The 16,674-nt window shown below is 57.8% G+C and carries 12 protein-coding genes, 1 tRNA gene and 2 pseudogenes; 6 read left to right on the top strand and 9 right to left on the bottom strand.

Annotated elements, in window-relative coordinates; genetic code table 11:
* The first annotated feature begins 9 nt into the window (after positions 1-9).
* Positions 10-834 carry a molecular chaperone DjiA gene (locus JCM15831_RS00430; protein ID WP_025821902.1) on the top strand — a complete coding sequence of 275 codons (825 nt, stop codon included), beginning with the start codon at positions 10-12 and terminating at the stop codon, positions 832-834.
* 182 nt (positions 835-1,016) lie between these two features.
* Here JCM15831_RS00430 and JCM15831_RS15465 read toward each other — a convergent pair.
* Positions 1,017-2,167, bottom strand: a pseudogene (locus tag JCM15831_RS15465) (aldose epimerase family protein).
* A 359-nt stretch (positions 2,168-2,526) separates the two neighbouring features.
* Here JCM15831_RS15465 and JCM15831_RS00420 point away from each other — a divergent pair.
* Both JCM15831_RS00420 and JCM15831_RS15460 read left to right on the top strand, forming a co-directional pair.
* Positions 2,527-3,372 carry an MlaA family lipoprotein gene (locus JCM15831_RS00420; protein ID WP_084490485.1) on the top strand — a complete coding sequence of 282 codons (846 nt, stop codon included), beginning with the start codon at positions 2,527-2,529 and terminating at the stop codon, positions 3,370-3,372.
* A gap of 12 nt (positions 3,373-3,384) precedes the next feature.
* Complete coding sequence (locus JCM15831_RS15460) at positions 3,385-4,182, top strand: MlaC/ttg2D family ABC transporter substrate-binding protein (RefSeq protein WP_306301786.1); 798 nt, start codon at positions 3,385-3,387, stop codon at positions 4,180-4,182.
* 72 nt (positions 4,183-4,254) lie between these two features.
* On the opposite strand, the gene JCM15831_RS00410 is transcribed toward JCM15831_RS15460, so the two are convergent.
* From JCM15831_RS00410 to JCM15831_RS00400, 3 genes and pseudogenes are all read right to left on the bottom strand, one after another.
* A complete protein-coding gene (locus tag JCM15831_RS00410) occupies positions 4,255-4,779 on the bottom strand; it encodes a GNAT family N-acetyltransferase (protein WP_025821899.1) in 525 nt (174 codons plus the stop codon).
* Between the two features lie 68 nt (positions 4,780-4,847).
* A pseudogene (ettA, locus tag JCM15831_RS15455) lies at positions 4,848-6,526 on the bottom strand (energy-dependent translational throttle protein EttA).
* A gap of 80 nt (positions 6,527-6,606) precedes the next feature.
* Positions 6,607-6,680 (bottom strand) — tRNA-Ile (locus JCM15831_RS00400).
* A 157-nt stretch (positions 6,681-6,837) separates the two neighbouring features.
* Here JCM15831_RS00400 and JCM15831_RS00395 point away from each other — a divergent pair.
* The 3 genes from JCM15831_RS00395 (at position 6,838) to JCM15831_RS00385 (ending at position 9,529) form a co-directional block, all read left to right on the top strand.
* Positions 6,838-7,143 carry a SelT/SelW/SelH family protein gene (locus tag JCM15831_RS00395; RefSeq protein WP_025821897.1) on the top strand — a complete coding sequence of 102 codons (306 nt, stop codon included), beginning with the start codon at positions 6,838-6,840 and terminating at the stop codon, positions 7,141-7,143.
* Between the two features lie 188 nt (positions 7,144-7,331).
* Entirely contained in the window at positions 7,332-7,853 is a 522-nt protein-coding gene (ppa, locus tag JCM15831_RS00390; protein WP_025821895.1) for an inorganic diphosphatase, read from the top strand.
* A gap of 206 nt (positions 7,854-8,059) precedes the next feature.
* Positions 8,060-9,529 carry a carbohydrate porin gene (locus tag JCM15831_RS00385; RefSeq protein ID WP_025821892.1) on the top strand — a complete coding sequence of 490 codons (1,470 nt, stop codon included), beginning with the start codon at positions 8,060-8,062 and terminating at the stop codon, positions 9,527-9,529.
* A gap of 66 nt (positions 9,530-9,595) precedes the next feature.
* Here the strand turns inward: JCM15831_RS00385 and JCM15831_RS15450 are convergent, their stop codons facing one another.
* The 5 genes from JCM15831_RS15450 to JCM15831_RS22110 form a co-directional block, all read right to left on the bottom strand.
* Positions 9,596-10,819 carry a glycosyltransferase family 4 protein gene (locus JCM15831_RS15450; protein WP_035773519.1) on the bottom strand — a complete coding sequence of 408 codons (1,224 nt, stop codon included), beginning with the start codon at positions 10,817-10,819 and terminating at the stop codon, positions 9,596-9,598.
* A 144-nt stretch (positions 10,820-10,963) separates the two neighbouring features.
* A complete protein-coding gene (locus JCM15831_RS00375) occupies positions 10,964-11,896 on the bottom strand; it encodes a hypothetical protein (protein WP_025821891.1) in 933 nt (310 codons plus the stop codon).
* A gap of 125 nt (positions 11,897-12,021) precedes the next feature.
* A complete protein-coding gene (locus tag JCM15831_RS00370; protein WP_025821889.1) occupies positions 12,022-14,925 on the bottom strand; it encodes a glycosyltransferase in 2,904 nt (967 codons plus the stop codon).
* Positions 14,918-16,417 (bottom strand): tetratricopeptide repeat protein, encoded by a 1,500-nt coding sequence (locus tag JCM15831_RS15445; RefSeq protein WP_232227910.1) that lies wholly within the window; start codon positions 16,415-16,417, stop codon positions 14,918-14,920. Before JCM15831_RS15445 ends, JCM15831_RS00370 begins: the two co-directional genes overlap by 8 nt.
* A 38-nt stretch (positions 16,418-16,455) precedes the next feature.
* Positions 16,456-16,674 carry a hypothetical protein gene (locus JCM15831_RS22110; RefSeq protein ID WP_232227909.1) on the bottom strand — a complete coding sequence of 73 codons (219 nt, stop codon included), beginning with the start codon at positions 16,672-16,674 and terminating at the stop codon, positions 16,456-16,458.

Here is a 16,674-nt window from a genome sequence, read left to right as displayed (position 1 = left end):
CGGTTGTGGATGGGATTATGGGGCAAGATGTTCGGGGGCGTGGCGGGTTTCGCTGTAGGCGGACCTATGGGCGCTCTGATGGGAGCGGCACTGGGTCACGCTGCCGATCGCGGATCACTGCTCGAAACGCCTGTTGGTGGATGGCACGAACACTGGCGCACCAAAGGCCAGCCCGACCCCAACGGGGCCGCGTTTATGGCTGCCGCCAAGATGTCCACCCTGCTCGGCAAGACGGAACAGCTTTATACAATCGGCCTCGTGGCGCTTTGTGCCAAGATGGCCAAGATCGACGGCCCGGTGAACAAAGCCGAAATTTCAGCCTTCAAGTCGCTGTTCCAGTTTCCGTCTGACAACACGCGCGAAGTGGGCATGCTCTTCGACCGGGCCCGTGATCGCACCGATGATTACGAGATGTATGCACGTGAGCTGGGCAAGGGCTTTGCCAAGGATCGTGCACCGCTTGAAAATCTGCTGATGGCGCTGTTTGTCATTGCGCGCGCCGATCTGGCACCCGGTGCGGCGTTGCACCCGGCAGAAACGGCGTTCCTGAAAAAGGTCCATGCCTCGTTCGGGTTGCCCCCGGGAGCCTGGGATCGGGCGGAGACCGGACGTTCGGGCTCAGCCACCAACGAAAATGACTCGTATGTCGAGCTCGGCCTCACGCGATCGGCGACGGATCAGGAAGTCCGAGCGCGCTGGCGTATGCTTATCCGGGAACATCATCGATGTGCTGAGTCAGAAAAACCTGAGCCAGGAGGCAACAGCCAAGCCGCCGACCGCGTTGCCCGCATCAATGCGGCCTGGGACCGGATCAAGCGCGACCGCAAGCTCTGAAAGCCTTCTCTCATCACAAGCGATGCGCAGGGTAATCACCTGATCCCCAATGGGAAAACGAAGCAGACAGGCCTTACTTGTCTCGGCCCGCTGCTGCCCCGCCCTAACGACTCGATCAACCCGTATGCAGACCGACTGACCGTGTCAGGATCTACCCGCCGAACTGGCGGGCAGAAAACGGCTCAGCGCGTGCCGAGCTTGAAGATGGTCGTATAATCGAACTTCTGACCCGGACGCAGTTCCGTTGTCGGAAAGGAAGGATGGTTCGGGCTGTCAGGATAATGCTCGGCCTCAATCGCGATAGCGTCAGTCTGACGATAGGCACGATGTGAGATACCTGCATATTTTCCGTTCAGCGAGTTCGAGGTGTAAACCTGAACACCGGGCTGATTGGTCGACACGTCGAGCGTACGGCCCGATGCCGGATCGAACACGTTCACAGCCGGGCGGGGTGCCTTGCCATAGGCCCCGTCGACAACCCAGTTATGGTCATAGCCTCGCGCATAGAGCATCTGCACGAAATCGCTGCGCAGCCGGTCGCCGATGCGGGTCGGTTTACGGAAATCGAGCGGTGTTCCCTCGACCTGAGCCAGCTCACCCGTCGGAATCGATGTTGCATCCGTCGGCGTGTAACGCTCTGCATTGACCTGAAGGATTTCGTTCTCAATCGAGCCCGATCCTTCGCCATTGATGTTCCAGTAGCTGTGATTGGTCAGGTTCAGAACCGTCGGCGCATCCGTCGTCGCCTGATAATGCAGGCTGAGTGCATTGTTTTCGTCCAGCGTGTACGTGACCGTTGTGGTCAACGCGCCGGGGAAGCCTGATCGCCGTTGGGGCTGACCAGTTGCAGCGTTACAGCTGCGCCCTTGGCCGTCTTTTTCGTATCGACGAGCGTCCAGACATGCTTGTCAAAGCCGATCTTGCCACCGTGGAGAGCGTTGGGCGCATCGGTCAGATCCGTATGATAGCTTTTGCCATCGACGGTGAAGCTGCCGTGAGCCAGACGATTGGCATATCGACCGATCATGGCGCCGAAAAAGAGACCGCCCTGTGCCGAGTCCTTCGTGTACCCGTCGAGCGTGCCGAAACCGAGCACCAGATCCTGCACACGTCCTTCGCGGTCGGGTGCCTCAACAGACTGGATGATGCCTCCATAGGTGATGACCCGCACGGTCATCGCATGATCATTGGTCAGGGTGATGATTTTGACATCCTGCCCGGCCGGGGTCTTGCCCCAGGGCTGCACCGTCACCGCAGGCGCTGCCATCGCCGCACCGCTTGTCATTCCGGCCAGAACTGACAGGCAAACGGCACTCTTCACTTTTGCTCTCATGGACTACGCGCTTCCATCTGTTGATTTGACGCCACAGTGATCAGATAAATGTTCCATGTCAAAGTGTCCGAACAGGCTCTGAGCCAACCGTAGCCCGATTCAAACGCTATGCACGGGGCATGAGTTGGTATCGACAGTCTGGCATCTGACAGACATCGTGTTAGAAAACCAACATGCTGCGTCTTCCATGAGACAGCGCGAGCACCTTCCCCCACCGGGAAGGGGACTCCCTGCTGTGTCTGCGATGATGCTATTGAGGTAATGACGCCAAGGCTGTTTACAGCCTGCAACAAAACGATCGTGAGCTGGTGCGCGCATTCTGGCGCAGACAAGCGCGCTGACACGACTTGGGGACTGCGATGACCGCACCGCTAGGTGATTCCGATAACCGGCCTGAAACCGGATCTGCCGTCGAAAGCCGGACCAAACGGCGTGAATGGCGCAAGAATGGCCGCCTGCTTGTCGGACTGACCGCCCTTGTTTCGCTGAGTGCCTGCGCGAGCTGGCGCAACCCGCCGCCGAAAGATCCTGAAGCGCTCGCCGACTACAAGGAAGCGAACGACCCGTATGAGCCGGTCAACCGCAAGATGTTCGGCGTGCAGATGTGGGCCTATCATGTGGCGCTGCGTCCGGTCGGCAAGGCGTGGGCCTGGGCTGTTCCCAAGCCCATTCGCAGCTCGATCGATAACCTGAATCAGACCTGGTATATGCCGACGGTCTTCTTCAGCGATGTCGGTGCGGGCAAGCCGCGTCGCGCTGGCGATGACTTCATGCGTTATCTCATCAACATGACACTCGGCGCAGCTGGCTTCATCGATGTCGCGACCTCACTCGGATATCCGCATCACGACAGCGATCCGGGCCTGACACTGGCAACCTGGGGCGTGCCCAGCGGTCCTTATCTCTTCCTACCGGGAATCGGACCGAACACCTTCCGTGACGCTGGCGGCTATGCAATTGCCCAAGGCCTGTCGCCCATCAACTATGTGCCACGCGGCTACGGTCTGCTGACCTTCAACTGGGCCTATAACATCGCTGGTGCACTGGGCGGGTTCTCGTCTCATATTGACGAGATCGATCAGGTCGAGCAGGACTCGCTCGATCCCTATGCGTTCATCAGAAGTGCCTGGCAGCAGAATCGTGAGAGTCAGGTTGAAACCATGCGCAACGACCACCGGGCGACCGTGCCGGACTGGTACAATTAAGGACCTCCCGACATGATCAAGACATGCTTTTCCTTTTCCCGTCGTGCGGCCCTTGGTCTGATGACCACGGCCCTCGTCTCCGTTGCTGCCCTTGGCACACCGGCTCAGGCAGCTGACGGTCAGGCTTTCGTGACCGCTTTCGGCAGCAAGCTGATTGGGATCATCAACAGCGACAAATCCCTTGTAGAGAAGCGGCAGGCCGTCCTGCCTCTCGTGCAGGAGAACGTCGATATCGCCACGATCGGCAAGTTCTGCCTCGGTCGCTACTGGCGTACGGCATCGCCCGATCAACAGGCTCGTTATCTCGCGCTCTTCAACCAGGTTCTCGTTGGTGCCGTGACCGACCGAATCGGTGACTACAAGGGCGTCAGCTTCAAGGTCACCGGCTCCACCAACACGCCGAACGGCGAGCTGGTCAGCGCCCAGATCATGCGCCCGGGCCAGCCCGTTGCCGAAATGGGCGTTCTGATCGCCCATGACGGCGGCCTGAAGATTGTGGACATGATCGGTGAAGGCACGAGCCTGCGCCTGACCCAGCGTCAGGATTACAGCTCTTACCTCGCGCGCAATGGCGGCAATGTCGAGACGCTCATCAAGCTCTCGAGCGCCAGATCGCACACCACCACTAAAACCAGGCTCCTCTTCCGGTCCCAAAGCCCACGATCCGGAAGAGGGTTTGCTGCTCACAGGGCTGTTTCCACTGCAGCTTTGCAGGATTTTCCGCTATATCGGTCGATCTGTCAGATATCTCTGCATCGAAGCCTGAGACGAGCCATAAGCTCGAGACACACCAGCGCAACGCTGGGATAAATCTTCCGCACAATCAGCTATCTTTTTGCCGCCCGATCGGAGACTGGATACCCCTCGAGGTCTGACGACACTTTATCTCCGTGGAGAGTCTGGCCTTCTGTCCTGCCGGATTTCGTAGACCAGCATCAGATAGCCGTCCCGCTCGAAACTCTCGACATGGTTCAGCCCGATGCTTCCCAGCACAATCCGGGAGGGCATGTTGTCTTCGCGTGTGACACCCACCACGCGCTCAACGCCTGCGTCCAGTGCAAAGCGCAGGGCCGCACCAGCCGCCTCACGAGCGATACCCCGACCTGCCGCCTCAGGCACCAGAGCAAAGCGCAGTCCGAGCCCTCGCCCATCGGGACGTTCATGGAGGCCCGTCATTCCGACAAAGCGGTCATTTTCCCGGATTGTAAAAATGCCGACGCCTCTCTTTGCCCAGAAAGAGAGGTCGTCGCCCATTTCATCCTCAACCTGCTGAAGCGAGCGTACGCCGCCCAGCATGCGCCCAAATGACGCGCCATTGGTCTTGAGACGTATCATATCCTGCATGTCGCGCCAGGTCACCGGTTGCAGGACGAGGCGCTGGGTGCGGATCTGACGACCAAGCGTCACGATCCTGCTCCCGACATGACATCGACAAGAGAGATGTCAGAGAAGACCCGCTCCGACATCTTTAGCTCTTAGCGTGCGATGGGGCGGTACTTGATGCGGCTCGGTTCGGTTGAATCCGGGCCAAGGCGGCGACGCTTGTCTTCCTCATAATCCTGGAAGTTACCCTCGAACCATTCGACATGGCTATCGCCTTCAAAGGCGAGGATATGCGTGGCGAGACGATCGAGGAACCAGCGATCATGCGAGATGACCACGGCGCAACCAGCGAACTCCGCCAGCGCGTCCTCGAGCGCACGCAAGGTGTCGACGTCGAGATCGTTGGTCGGTTCGTCGAGCAGAATGACATTGCTGTCTTTCTTGAGCATCTTGGCAAGATGCACGCGATTACGCTCACCGCCCGAGAGCACACCGACGCGCTTCTGCTGATCGGAGCCCTTGAAGTTGAACGCACCGACATAAGCGCGTGACGGGACGGAGCGCTTACCGAGATGAATGACATCGGTGCCGCCCGAAATCTCTTCCCAGACAGTCTTGCTATCGTCGAGTGAGTCACGAGACTGGTCGACATAGCCGAGCTTGACCGTCTCACCCACCTTGAGCGCACCGGCATCGGGCTGATCCTGACCGGTGATCATCTTGAACAGGGTCGATTTACCCGCACCGTTCGGTCCGATCACGCCGACAATACCGCCGGGCGGCAGCTTGAAGTTCAAGCCATCGATCAGCAGACGGTCTGCAAAGCCCTTGGACAGGTTCTCTGCCTCGATCACCGTGCCACCCAGACGGGGGCCCGGGGTGATGACGATGTCAGCCGTGCCACCGGCACGTTCCTGATTCGCCGCCAGCATTTCCTCGTATTTGGTGATACGGGCCTTGCTCTTGGCCTGACGGGCCTTCGGCGAGGAGCTGATCCAATCCTGCTCGGCAGCGAGAGCGCGCTGGCGTGAGCTCTCTTCCTTCTCTTCCTGCGCAAGGCGCTTGCGCTTCTGCGTCAGCCAGGACGAGTAATTGCCTTCGAACGGGTAACCGCGACCACGCTCGATTTCGAGAATCCAGTTGGTCACGTTGTCGAGGAAGTAGCGATCATGGGTGATGACCATGACGGTGCCCTGATAATCGCGCAGGGTCTTTTCGAGCCATGCCACGCTCTCGGCATCGAGATGGTTGGTCGGCTCATCGAGCAGCAGCAGATCGGGCTTCTCGATCAGCAGACGGCACAGCGCCACGCGACGACGCTCACCACCGGAAAGCATGGTGACCGAGCTGTCTGCCGGGGGGCAACGCAGAGCATCCAGCGCGATTTCGAGCTTGCGATCCAGCTCCCAGCCATCGCCGGCGTCGATCTTTTCCTGAAGCTCGGCCTGCTCGGCCAGAAGAGCTGTCATCTCGTCATCGGTCATCGGCTCGGCGAAAGCATCGAGATCTCGTTGAAACGATCGACGGCACGCTTCAGATCACCGAATCCTAGGGCCACGTTTTCTGCGACAGTCAGGCTCTCATCGAGCTTCGGCTCCTGCTCCAGATAACCGATGCGGGCACCTTCGGCGCCCCAGGCCTCTCCGCCGTATTCCTTCTCGATCCCGGCCATGATCTTGAGCAGGGTCGATTTACCGGCGCCGTTGACACCGAGCACACCGATCTTGACGCCGGGAAGGAAGGAGAGGGTGATGCCCTTGAAGACCTCGCGGCCTCCAGGATAGGCCTTCGTCAGGTCCTTCATGACATAGACATACTGATAGGCGGCCATGATGGATCTCCTGATGAATTGATCGGTCGGAAAAGGCGAGAACGTAGCTCGAGTGCGCTCCAGGAAAGAGCGTGAACCCCTGCGCCCGGCAGGACTCGAACCCGCAACCAAGCCGTTATGAGCGGCCTGCTCTAACCAATTGAGCTACAGGCGCACAGGTCAGGGTGCAAATCGCGCAATTTTGGCTATTTTGCAAGACAGAGCCTTAAAGAAAACCGCTTTCTCTCCAAAATTACGCTCTCAGGACAAGGCAGAAATGCTGCGCTCATTTTTCGATGGCTCTTTGAGCCGGACTCGAGGAATCAGAACCCATGACGACCGAATCACCACGACCTTCCCTATCGGAGCGGCCACGTGTCGCAATACGCTACTGCACGCAATGCAACTGGATGCTGCGCTCGGCCTGGATCGCGCAGGAATTGCTGACGAGCTTCGGCACCGATCTTGCTGAAGTCGCCCTTATTCCCGATACCGGTGGGCATTTCAGTATCAGCATCGGCGAGACGCTGATCTGGGAACGCAAACGTGACGGCGGCTTTCCGGGCCCGAAAGAGATCAAACAAAGAGTGCGCGATGTCATCGCTCCTGAGCGCGATCTAGGGCACGTGGATCGCTGACCTTCACCCCCGATACGATATAAGCCTCTTCGCAGGACCCGACGTGTCTCTCCCTCTGCGTATGGGCATGGGGTATCGCGTCTGGGCATCTGGGCATCTGGGCATCTGGGCATCTGGGCATCTGGGCAGGATTGGGTTGACCCGCTAAGATCGCCTCATAAGGTCAACCCTTTTCAGGAAAAGAAGTGATGGACGTCTCCAAAATCTCCGCTGGCAAATCCGTTCCCGATGACATCAATGTCGTGATCGAAATCCCGCAGGGCTCTTCGGTGAAGTATGAAGTCGACAAGGAGAGTGGCGCTGTCTTCGTCGACCGCTTCCTCTTCACCCCCATGAACTACCCGGCGGCTTACGGCTTCATCCCCAACACGCTGGCAGCTGATGGCGACCCGGCAGACGCCCTTGTCCTTGCCCCTGGCCCGATCGTCCCGGGCGCTGTCATCCGTGCCCGTCCCATCGGCATGCTGAAGATGGAAGATGAGAGCGGCCAGGATGAGAAGATCATCTGCGTCCCCCACGACAAGATCCACACACAATACACCGACGTGCAAACGATCGACGATCTGCCGGAAATCACGCTCAAATCCATCGGACATTTCTTCGAACGCTATAAGGACCTTGAGCCGAACAAGTGGGTGAAAGTCTCCGGCTGGGCAGGCCCAGACGAGGCTAAGAAAGCCATTATTGCAGCTCTTGAAGCCGCGAAGTAACTCCCCAGTCCAGACCTGGAAGTGACCGGAAAGACACAGTGTCTTTCCGGTTTCTTTGTTTTAGGGGCCTAGTCCAAAAAATGGGCTTCGTTCCGGTTGCAAAAACTAAATCATATGTAATAAAAGGGACATGTTGGGATAAGGAAGGAACTTTTCCCAAACTGCAACGGAACCTGCGTTCTCCATCCGACTGGCGGATTGCCCTCATGTCTCTTTCCCGTGTTTCCCTTAAGGCGCTGAGTGTTGTTACGACGGCTCTCGCCACGTTCTCTGCCATCCCTTCGGCCCACGCGCAGTCGCCCCTCGCTGGCGGCGCCCCCAACGGCACCGGCCTTGCTCCTGCGGTCCGTGTTTCGAGCCCGATTGGCACAGTCAATCTTCAGGATTCGACAGTCCCTCCCCTTCCCCACCCGGAAGCTGTCTTTGACGACCCTTGGGGTTGGAACACCTGGCTTCGTCAGCATGGCGTTGCCATCCTCCTCGACACGACCAACGAATTTGCTGGCGCCCTTACCAGCCCGACAAAAGGTCTCGGCCTTCGTCAGGGCAGCAGCAATGCGGGTCAATACGGCTTTGAGAACGACATCGACTGGGAGAAGCTGGCCGGCATTCGCGGTTTCTCGACCCATGCCGTCTTCGTAGGCCGTTACGGCATTCCCGCAAGCCGCATGTTTGGCGATAATCTCAACCCCAGCCAGGAAATTTATGGCGGTGGCGGCAACGTTGCGGTCCATCTCGTCTATATTTATGGCGAAGAAACACTGTTTAACGGCCATCTGGACGTCGCAGCTGGTCGTATTCCCCTGCTGACTGATTTCTCGTCGAACCCGCTCTACTGCAACTTCATGAACAACGCGTTCTGCGGCAACCCAAAAGCGTCGTCAGACAACACCAGCCACTCGTCCTATCCAGACTCCAACTGGGCAGCCCGCGTTCGCGTGCGTCCGTCGCAATACACTTATTTCCAGACCGGTGTATTCTTCAACTCGATGGGCATTTACGGGGTCAAACAGTTCCGCACCGGGTTCAAATGGAACGCGTCTGACATCAATGGCGAGGCTGTCCCCGCCGAGTTCGGTTGGGAGCCAGTTTTCGGCAAGGACAAGCTGCCGGGCCACTACAAGCTGGGTGGGGTGTTCGACACAGCGCCGCACGCCGACGTTCTTTACGACGTGAACGACAATTACTGGGCGGTAACGGGCCAGGCTCGCAAGATCCACAACAACTCCTGGTCTGCCTATGCCTTGGCCGATCAAATGATCATGCGCCATAAAGGTAATGGTCCAGATGCAGGCCTGACCCTGCTTGGCGTTTTCTACAACAACTCGCCGGTCACTCAGACCCGAGAGCGCCAGTTTTCTTTAGGCGTGCTCGATCGCGGCTTCTGGAAATCACGTCCGTTGGACGCCTGGGGCATCAATTTCAGCTACTTCCAGGTCTCCAAGAAGGTGAAGACAGCTCAGCAAATCCAGCAAAGCCTGGGCTATCAGACCCTGCTAAACGGCTCCTTCTTTCCCCAGACCAATGGAATGGTCGTCGAGGCCATGTATCAGATCAGAGTCTGGCGCGGCATTACCTTCCAGCCCGACTTTCAATACTTCATCCGTCCCGGTGCGCAGCCCGGCCTCAAGGATGCTGCAACGCTCGGCTTCAAGTCACACATCGAAATCTTCTGATCGACAGACCGCCCTGCCCGCCAGGGCGGATCTCGAGGATCTCCTGTGGCGCCCTGATCGCCTCCGTTACTTCACGATGGAGGCGATCAGGGCGTCATATTTTGCGAGGTATCCCTCAAGGGAGAGCTCTGCTTCGGCGAAACGCCGTGCTTCATGCCTCAACCGGGCAGCGAGAGGTCTGTCTTCCAGAATCTCAAGGATCGACTCCGCAATGCGCTGCGTGTCGAAAAACGGCGTCAGCAAACCGGTCTGCCGATCCGTGACAAACTCCTCTACAGACGCCGTCTGACTGCCGATCACTGCACAGCCGGTCGCCATGGCTTCACGCAAGGACCATGAGGCGACAAAGGGGTAAGTGAGGTAAACATGCGCGTCAGACCTTTTAAGCGCCATGCGAAACACGTCGTAATCGACTTTGCCCATGATATGCACGCGATCAAGATCGATCTGTGAGGCAACCTCGTCGAGAAAATAATCGCGCCAGCTTGCTGTACCGGCAGGCGGTGGGGCCCCATAGCTGGTTCCGTCTCCCCCAATGAGAATGACCCGAGCATCAGGACGCTCCGCCAACACCTTAGGAAGCGCACGCATGAAACTGTGATACCCTCTATACGGCTCCAGATTGCGCGCGACGAAGGTAATCAGCTTGTCTTGCGGGCGGATCACATGAGGACCGATCGCGACGTCCCGCGTAAATACGCCGGGATCTGGCGCGCAGAGCTCCAGATTGACCCCCTCGCGCAAAAGGCTGATCTGCTTATGCGCCCAACCCGGATAAGTGCCCCTCTGAAAGAGGGTCGGTGTCTGCCCGTGCTGGTTCAGGTTCAACGCAAGAAGATTAATGGCGTTCTTGACTCTGACATTGGAAAAAAGATCCTGCCTCGGTGGAAATTCAGGATCGAAATCGACGTCATTTCGGTCGGTATGATAGAAAAACTCGAAATACCCAAGGATCGGCGTGTCAGGATAGACGTCGACAATATTGAGCAACTCACCCCAGCCGTGATGCCCGATGATGATATCAGGGGTGTAGCCGAGCCCCTTCAGCGTCTGAGCGGCACGGGCGACAGCCTCGGCACGGCTCAAACCCATCTCGAGCTCTCGCAAGGAGGGATGGGTCTGGGGAGAAACGCCCCGTTCCTGACGATAAAGAACACGCCTTACGCCCGGCAGCGCCCCTTCATTGGCCTCTGAAATGAAGACAATCTCATGGTCTCCCTGCTCATGAAGATGCCGGACCATATGGAGAAACTGGCCGGGGAAATTCTGATGCACAAACAAGAAGCGCAAGAGGGGAGGCTTTCAGGATTGCATAATCGGGGCGGTGCTCCTCAAAGGAAGCTCGCCTCCCCGGAGATAAGGAGAGAACTGCCCTTTCAGCCAAGGGCGATCCTCCCAAAACGATGCACGCTCGCTCCGGGAGGGGAATAAAGCTTAAGCCTCGGTCAGTTTCCGCCGCGCCGCAGGCTTTTTCGCGCCTTTGGTAACGCCGGCCTGATCACCCAGCTCTTTCGTCTCACCAGCGTCAGACTGGCGAGGCTTGATTTCGAGCTTGAACGCTTCCAGAGGCGCAAGCGATTCAGCCTCGAGCGTCTCACCACCGGCAACCGGACCAAGCTTGGTTCCGTCCGTAAAAGTCGCCTGAAGCGCCAGCTCGTATTTCTCTTCCGCCCCGTTTTTGAGGCGTATGCAGAGCCCCAGGATTGGCAGCGCCATGCCTCGAGAGCCACAATACTGGCCCGCCTCTGCCCAGGGCGAGAGCCAGCCTTTACCCAAAACCGCCTGATATTCGATATCTTCAGGCGCAACCAAACTTTGAGGAGCAATACCGAAACCTTCGATCCAGTTCTGGCTATCAGGTTCTCCCATCCAGTCTCCAACGCCTGCCAACACATCGCCACGACGCTGGATATGGGCTGCCACTTCTGGCTTGACCTCGGTACCCGCAGCGACTTCCGACTGGGGAGAAGCGTTGGAGGTTTGCGCGGACTCCGCTGCGGGGGCGGGCTCGCCGGAGAGGCGCGCCACCTGAATGCTCGGGGCGGGAAGCGTGCTGTCAGGCGCCTGATAGGTCGTCACAAGAATCTGGGCCGGACCTCGCGATACACGGACGATCGCAGCGCCTGCCCCATTTCCATGACTGCTGCTGATGACGCCATCATCATCAAGCGTCTGAATTGCAACAACACCGGCCGGCATGTTGGGCGCCTGCGCGACAGTCACCGCGGGGTAACCATTGACACTCTGGACTGCAAATTCAGGCGGCAGAAAGACGCAATATAAACCTGCATCGAACGTCATCAGCGATGCGTGGACCTTGAGCTGAACAACCTGCTCCGCAGCTGGAGAACTCTCGGAATTGGACATCTATACTTACTCACCACTCGCTCGAATTAGTCTGAAAGAATGTAGCCAGAACAAAGCCGATGACATCCTTTGAAAAGATCCTGCAACCCTTACCATTCAACTTAAAACAGTTAAAGTTGCATCCTTCAATGCGATAAATGGAGCAAAAGATTACTTAAAAGAGATACAGGCATTCCCAGAGGCACCACAGCCCCTCTTCCTGTTCTCTGGATACGCTCCGACTGCGCACCCAAATCGAAACTGACTGTTTTCAATCCAGCATTCCAAAGGTTAGTAAGCGCGAAGCACCAGGTCTCAGGCCAGATCGACGAAATTAAACCGATATCGCACTCCAGTGACCCAATAAGATCGACAGCTTCGTCTTCTTTATACTCTCCGGTTATCTGGACATGACCTGTCTGCATCAGAAGATCATCGTCAATCGTATAGCCTGCAATGATGTAATCGAGTGGGAGATCGCGTCGCGCGGCATCTTCGGCTAGTTGAAGAATGATATCGAACCCCTTCTCGCGCCCGATCGCTCCAGGCACGCAGATTCGTCGGCGCCCGCTTTCAAGAGGACGAGGAGGTTTGAGTGGCGGATAGTTCTCCACTTCAAGAGGCTCGAGCTCTACCTCCAGTCCGGAAAAATGACGACGCATACGCCTCAGAAGGTCTTGAGACCCTGCTTTAACGGAACGGGCGGCACGCAGCATCGAATCTGAGCGTGCGATAAGCTCGGAAACGGAAAGATCCGAATCAATAAGAGACCCCTGTTTCGCGACACAGCTTTCGCATCCCGAGATCGACGGTTCTCCACAATAGCGATGAGCAGGTCCCACGAGACAGATCCGCGGACAAAACCAGATATAGTCATGCAAGACGATGTCCCAACGCAGATCGAGCGCCTGCGCCAGTTCCTGCATCCCTGGCGCATGGCCGAGCAGATGATGCCATTCGATCCGCGTCGCAGACATACGCCGAAGAATTCTTACGAGATCGCGCCACTCATGCGGCAGACTGAACACCATATTGCTGCGATCGCCTCCGCAATCCTCAATACGACATCCCTTCTGATGAGGCCTCAAAATCAGGACCTGCGTGCCTGCTTCCTGAGCTTTGGCGAGACGATTCTGGATGACACGTTCCACACCTCCCCCTGAGTCGTGTGTGACCATAATCAGGCAGGATGAAGCTCCCTGACGACGGGAGATCATCCGAACGAGCCCCACGTTTCGACGAAGGGGAGCAAGAGGATCCTCTGCGATGAACCGGCTGACCAGCTCGTCATATCCCGGATGCAGCAGGTTGATCAGGCGCAGATTGCGATCGAGAAGCAAGCTGCGGGTACGACCGAAGGAAACCGAGCCAGCGTGACGCACATAGAGATCGCTCGCAGCGATATGACGCCAGCCAGATGCCGAGGCACGGCGACAGAAATCATTCTCCTCACCATAACCTTGGGCAAAAATCTCGACATTGAACAATCCGGTTTGTGCCAGACAATCTCCCCGGATTGCCATGCAATATCCGTTGCCCGTCGGGAGCTCGATAGGTTCGGTTTTTGGCAGGGACGCGAAGATGCGATCATATGCCCGTGCAGTCTCGTAGGTGGGCGTGGCATTCGCTCTCGTCACCGAGGGATAGGATATGATGCTCGCATCGTTGGAAAACGGTGTGACAGTACCGATGGCCTCGCCTCGATCAAGCCAGGCACGCAGTCGCTTCAGTCCCCCTTCAGGGATCAGCGCGTCGCTGTTGAGGAGAACAACGTCTCGCCCTGACGCACGCTGGAGCCCGGCGTTAGCGCTGGCTGTGAACCCACGATTAGTCTCATGGCGAACAAGGCTGATCGCCCCTTCTCCGGCTAGTTCGTCAAGATACGCCGAGAGTTCTGGCTCCGGTGACGCGTCATCGATAACAAGACACTCTACATCATCGGAATTCTCGCCCAGAACTGCCTCTACACACGCCTTGGTCAAAGCAAAGTCTTTGTAGACAGGAATAATGACAAGACAGCCGCCAGGACGAAACCTTATCTGCGGCTCTTGCTTCGGCACAGGCTGTTTCGCTTCTCGTGCTCCGTTCTCGATCAGGTCAATCATCGCCTGACCGATCGGACTCCCGGTCAGGGGCTGATCATAACGATCGACAACCGCAACCAGGTTCGAGGGTAGCTCTGTCAAAGCGACACTGAACCTACGAGGTCTGGCCAGAGGCTTCTCGAGCTTTGCGTCCTGTTCGATCTCCGAGGCCGTCAGTTCGATGTTCGTCGTATCCGTACGAAGGGAAATCTGAGGTGTAAAATCGGGATCCGCCGGATACCAGACCCACCCCTCAAGCCGTCCGTTCCGAATTGTTACAAAGCCCTGCACTGTTCGAAGTGCATCAAGCGCAATCGGTGCGCCGTAGAGCAGCTTTCCCTGAGAACTCGCTCGTAAACGGGTCGCCTTTCTCCACGTCTCAGGAAGCTTGAATGGGAGCGTTACCTCCTTTGCAACAACATGGTCGTCCAGTTCGATCGTGACGGGATGAGCACATTCGCCCACCAGAACACCTTCATTACTTGTCGCACACCATCCTTCATGTCCAGATTGCGCGACAAACAGCCTGATCCAGGGATGGACTTCATAAGAAGGCGCGTAATGCGAAAGCATGGTGCCGAAGACCGCGACAGCCTCGTCCATTCGGCCAAGATGGGACAAGGCGATAGCCTGCCCAACCAGAGCCTTACGCATGATAAAGCGCTCTGAAATCCAGGACATGCACTTATAGGCACCCATCCATTTCTCAGCGGAGAGAAACGCCATGCCATAAGAGAAAATAACATTAGCGTCGTGGCGCGCCATAAATGTCGCGCGACCGAGCCAGTAGAGCGCCGCAGCTTTGTCGCCCTTCTGAACGGCATCGGTACCCCGGCGATACGCTTCCTGAGCCCGGGCGTCGTGCCAGCGTTGCCAGTCGGCGCGATCCTTCGCCGTTACAGAATGCCCGTAACCGGACTCAACAGGGGGCGGTCGCTTTGTCGTTGATGGGGGCCGATCAACCACGGGTGCCTATGCGGCGTTCGAGTCTCGACAACTCTTCACCGGCCTCGGTGATCCCCTGGGCCTGAGCACGCTCGAGCCAGATCCGCGCTTCGACAGGATTAACCTCTCCGGCCAAACCCTTTTTCAGGTAACGCCCCAGCATAAGCTGTGCGAGCGCATGACCCCGTTCCGCAGCCACCCTGAAACAGCGCTGGGCCTCGCGTCGATCCGGAGCCACTTCATGACCGCCACCCAGCATCGCCGCGGCTAGAAAAAACGCCTCGGCGCTACCAAGATCCGCCGCATCACGATACAGCTCAAGGGCACGCGCGTGATCCTTCCCCTGAGGACCTCGACCGGAAACAAGAATCTGGGCCAACAGAATCATGGCTTCAATCATCCGAGCCTGAGCCGCCTTGCTGAGCCACTGCACTGCGAGACTCATATCGGCCGTGAGCCCACGTCCTTCCAGATACATCCGGCCGAGCCAGTATTGCGCGTTCACCACGCCGTCCGCCGCTCGTTGCATCCAGTAGGCTGCCCGCGTGTCGTCGCGCATCGTACCGACGCCTTCAGCGTAACAGACGCCGACATTGAACGCGCCGACAAGATCGCCATTTTCGGCAGACTGAAGAAAACGCTGCTGCATGCCGTGACGGTCCTCCTCAGAACCGACGCCGGTCAGGGCCAAATTTCCGAGATCGGCATCAGCCACACGATCCCCGCATTCTGCCGAAATACGAAACCATTTGGCAGCTTCATCCGGATCGCGATGGACGCCATTCCCTGTGAGGTAGAGCAGAGCAAGGCCCCGTGCGGCAGGCCCATGACCGAGTTCGGCAGCAATCTGATACCAGGAAGCCGCTTCGAGATAATTGGGAGCTATGTCCTCGCCCCGAATGTGCAAATCACCGAGCAGGGCTGCGGCCTCCGCATCTCGCCCCAAAGCGGCCCGACGCAGCCACGTCTCTGCACGGTCGATACGGCGCGCAACGCCCTTACCCTGAAGAAGATAAAGCGCGAAACGCGTCTGCGCCTGTATAACCCCGCGTTCCGCCGCCTTTTCAAAATAGCCTGCCGCTTCGGTAAAATCCTGCGGCTGACCTATTCCCTGCTCGTTGATCCATCCAAGGAAGTAAAAAGCGGTTGCCAGACCTGCTTTTGCGGCAAGCAGCAATTCAGCAGTGCCTCGGGGAAGATCGTCGTCAGTTTCCGGATAGCTGTGCAGAGCCATGCCGAGACCCAGATGACCCTGCGCAGAGCCCCCGGCAGCAGCCTTTTCATACCACTCTCGCGCAAGACTCCGATCTCTCAGCTCCTCCGGCCCATTTGTCTGGATATAGCCCAGAAGCGCCTGAGCATCCGGTTGACCGGCCTCCGCGGCAAGACGACCCCAGTATAGGGCCTGTTCGAAATCAGGCTGTCGGACCCGTGTGGCCGTATCGCCCAGGATCGAAGGGGTGTTCTCATCGAAGCCTTCAGGGAAGCCCATGAGATAAAGCGTTGCGAGCATAAGCCGTGCATGGACATGCCCGGCTTCAGCGGCTTTCCTTATCCACCGCGTCCCGTCTTCGAGGCTGGGAGCGTTCCCCAGCCCTCAAGGTAGGCTTTACCGACACGATATTGCGCATCGACATTGCCCTGCTGGGCGAATTGCCCAAGCGTTGTAAAGCCCTGAACCGCATCTTCGCCGGACTCGATCTGTTCAATCGCCCGCCGGAACTTCGCATCACGCGAAACCAGCGTTGCCAGACGTGTTTTCAGAGCCAA

This window comes from Asaia astilbis JCM 15831 (assembly GCF_000613845.1).
Lineage (GTDB): Bacteria > Pseudomonadota > Alphaproteobacteria > Acetobacterales > Acetobacteraceae > Asaia > Asaia astilbis.
This window is presented reverse-complemented; position numbering and strand designations above follow the sequence as displayed.

Bases quoted from the DNA above. Each gene is read 5' to 3' on its own strand.
- JCM15831_RS00430 (WP_025821902.1), top strand. From the start codon at position 10: ATGGGATTATGGGGCAAGATGTTCGGGGGCGTGGCGGGTTTCGCTGTA.
- JCM15831_RS00420 (WP_084490485.1), top strand. From the start codon at position 2,527: ATGACCGCACCGCTAGGTGATTCCGATAACCGGCCTGAAACCGGATCT.
- JCM15831_RS15460 (WP_306301786.1), top strand. From the start codon at position 3,385: ATGATCAAGACATGCTTTTCCTTTTCCCGTCGTGCGGCCCTTGGTCTG.
- JCM15831_RS00395 (WP_025821897.1), top strand. From the start codon at position 6,838: ATGACGACCGAATCACCACGACCTTCCCTATCGGAGCGGCCACGTGTC.
- ppa (WP_025821895.1), top strand. From the start codon at position 7,332: ATGGACGTCTCCAAAATCTCCGCTGGCAAATCCGTTCCCGATGACATC.
- JCM15831_RS00385 (WP_025821892.1), top strand. From the start codon at position 8,060: ATGTCTCTTTCCCGTGTTTCCCTTAAGGCGCTGAGTGTTGTTACGACG.
- JCM15831_RS00375 (WP_025821891.1), bottom strand. From the start codon at position 11,896: ATGTCCAATTCCGAGAGTTCTCCAGCTGCGGAGCAGGTTGTTCAGCTC.
- JCM15831_RS15445 (WP_232227910.1), bottom strand. From the start codon at position 16,417: ATGCTCGCAACGCTTTATCTCATGGGCTTCCCTGAAGGCTTCGATGAG.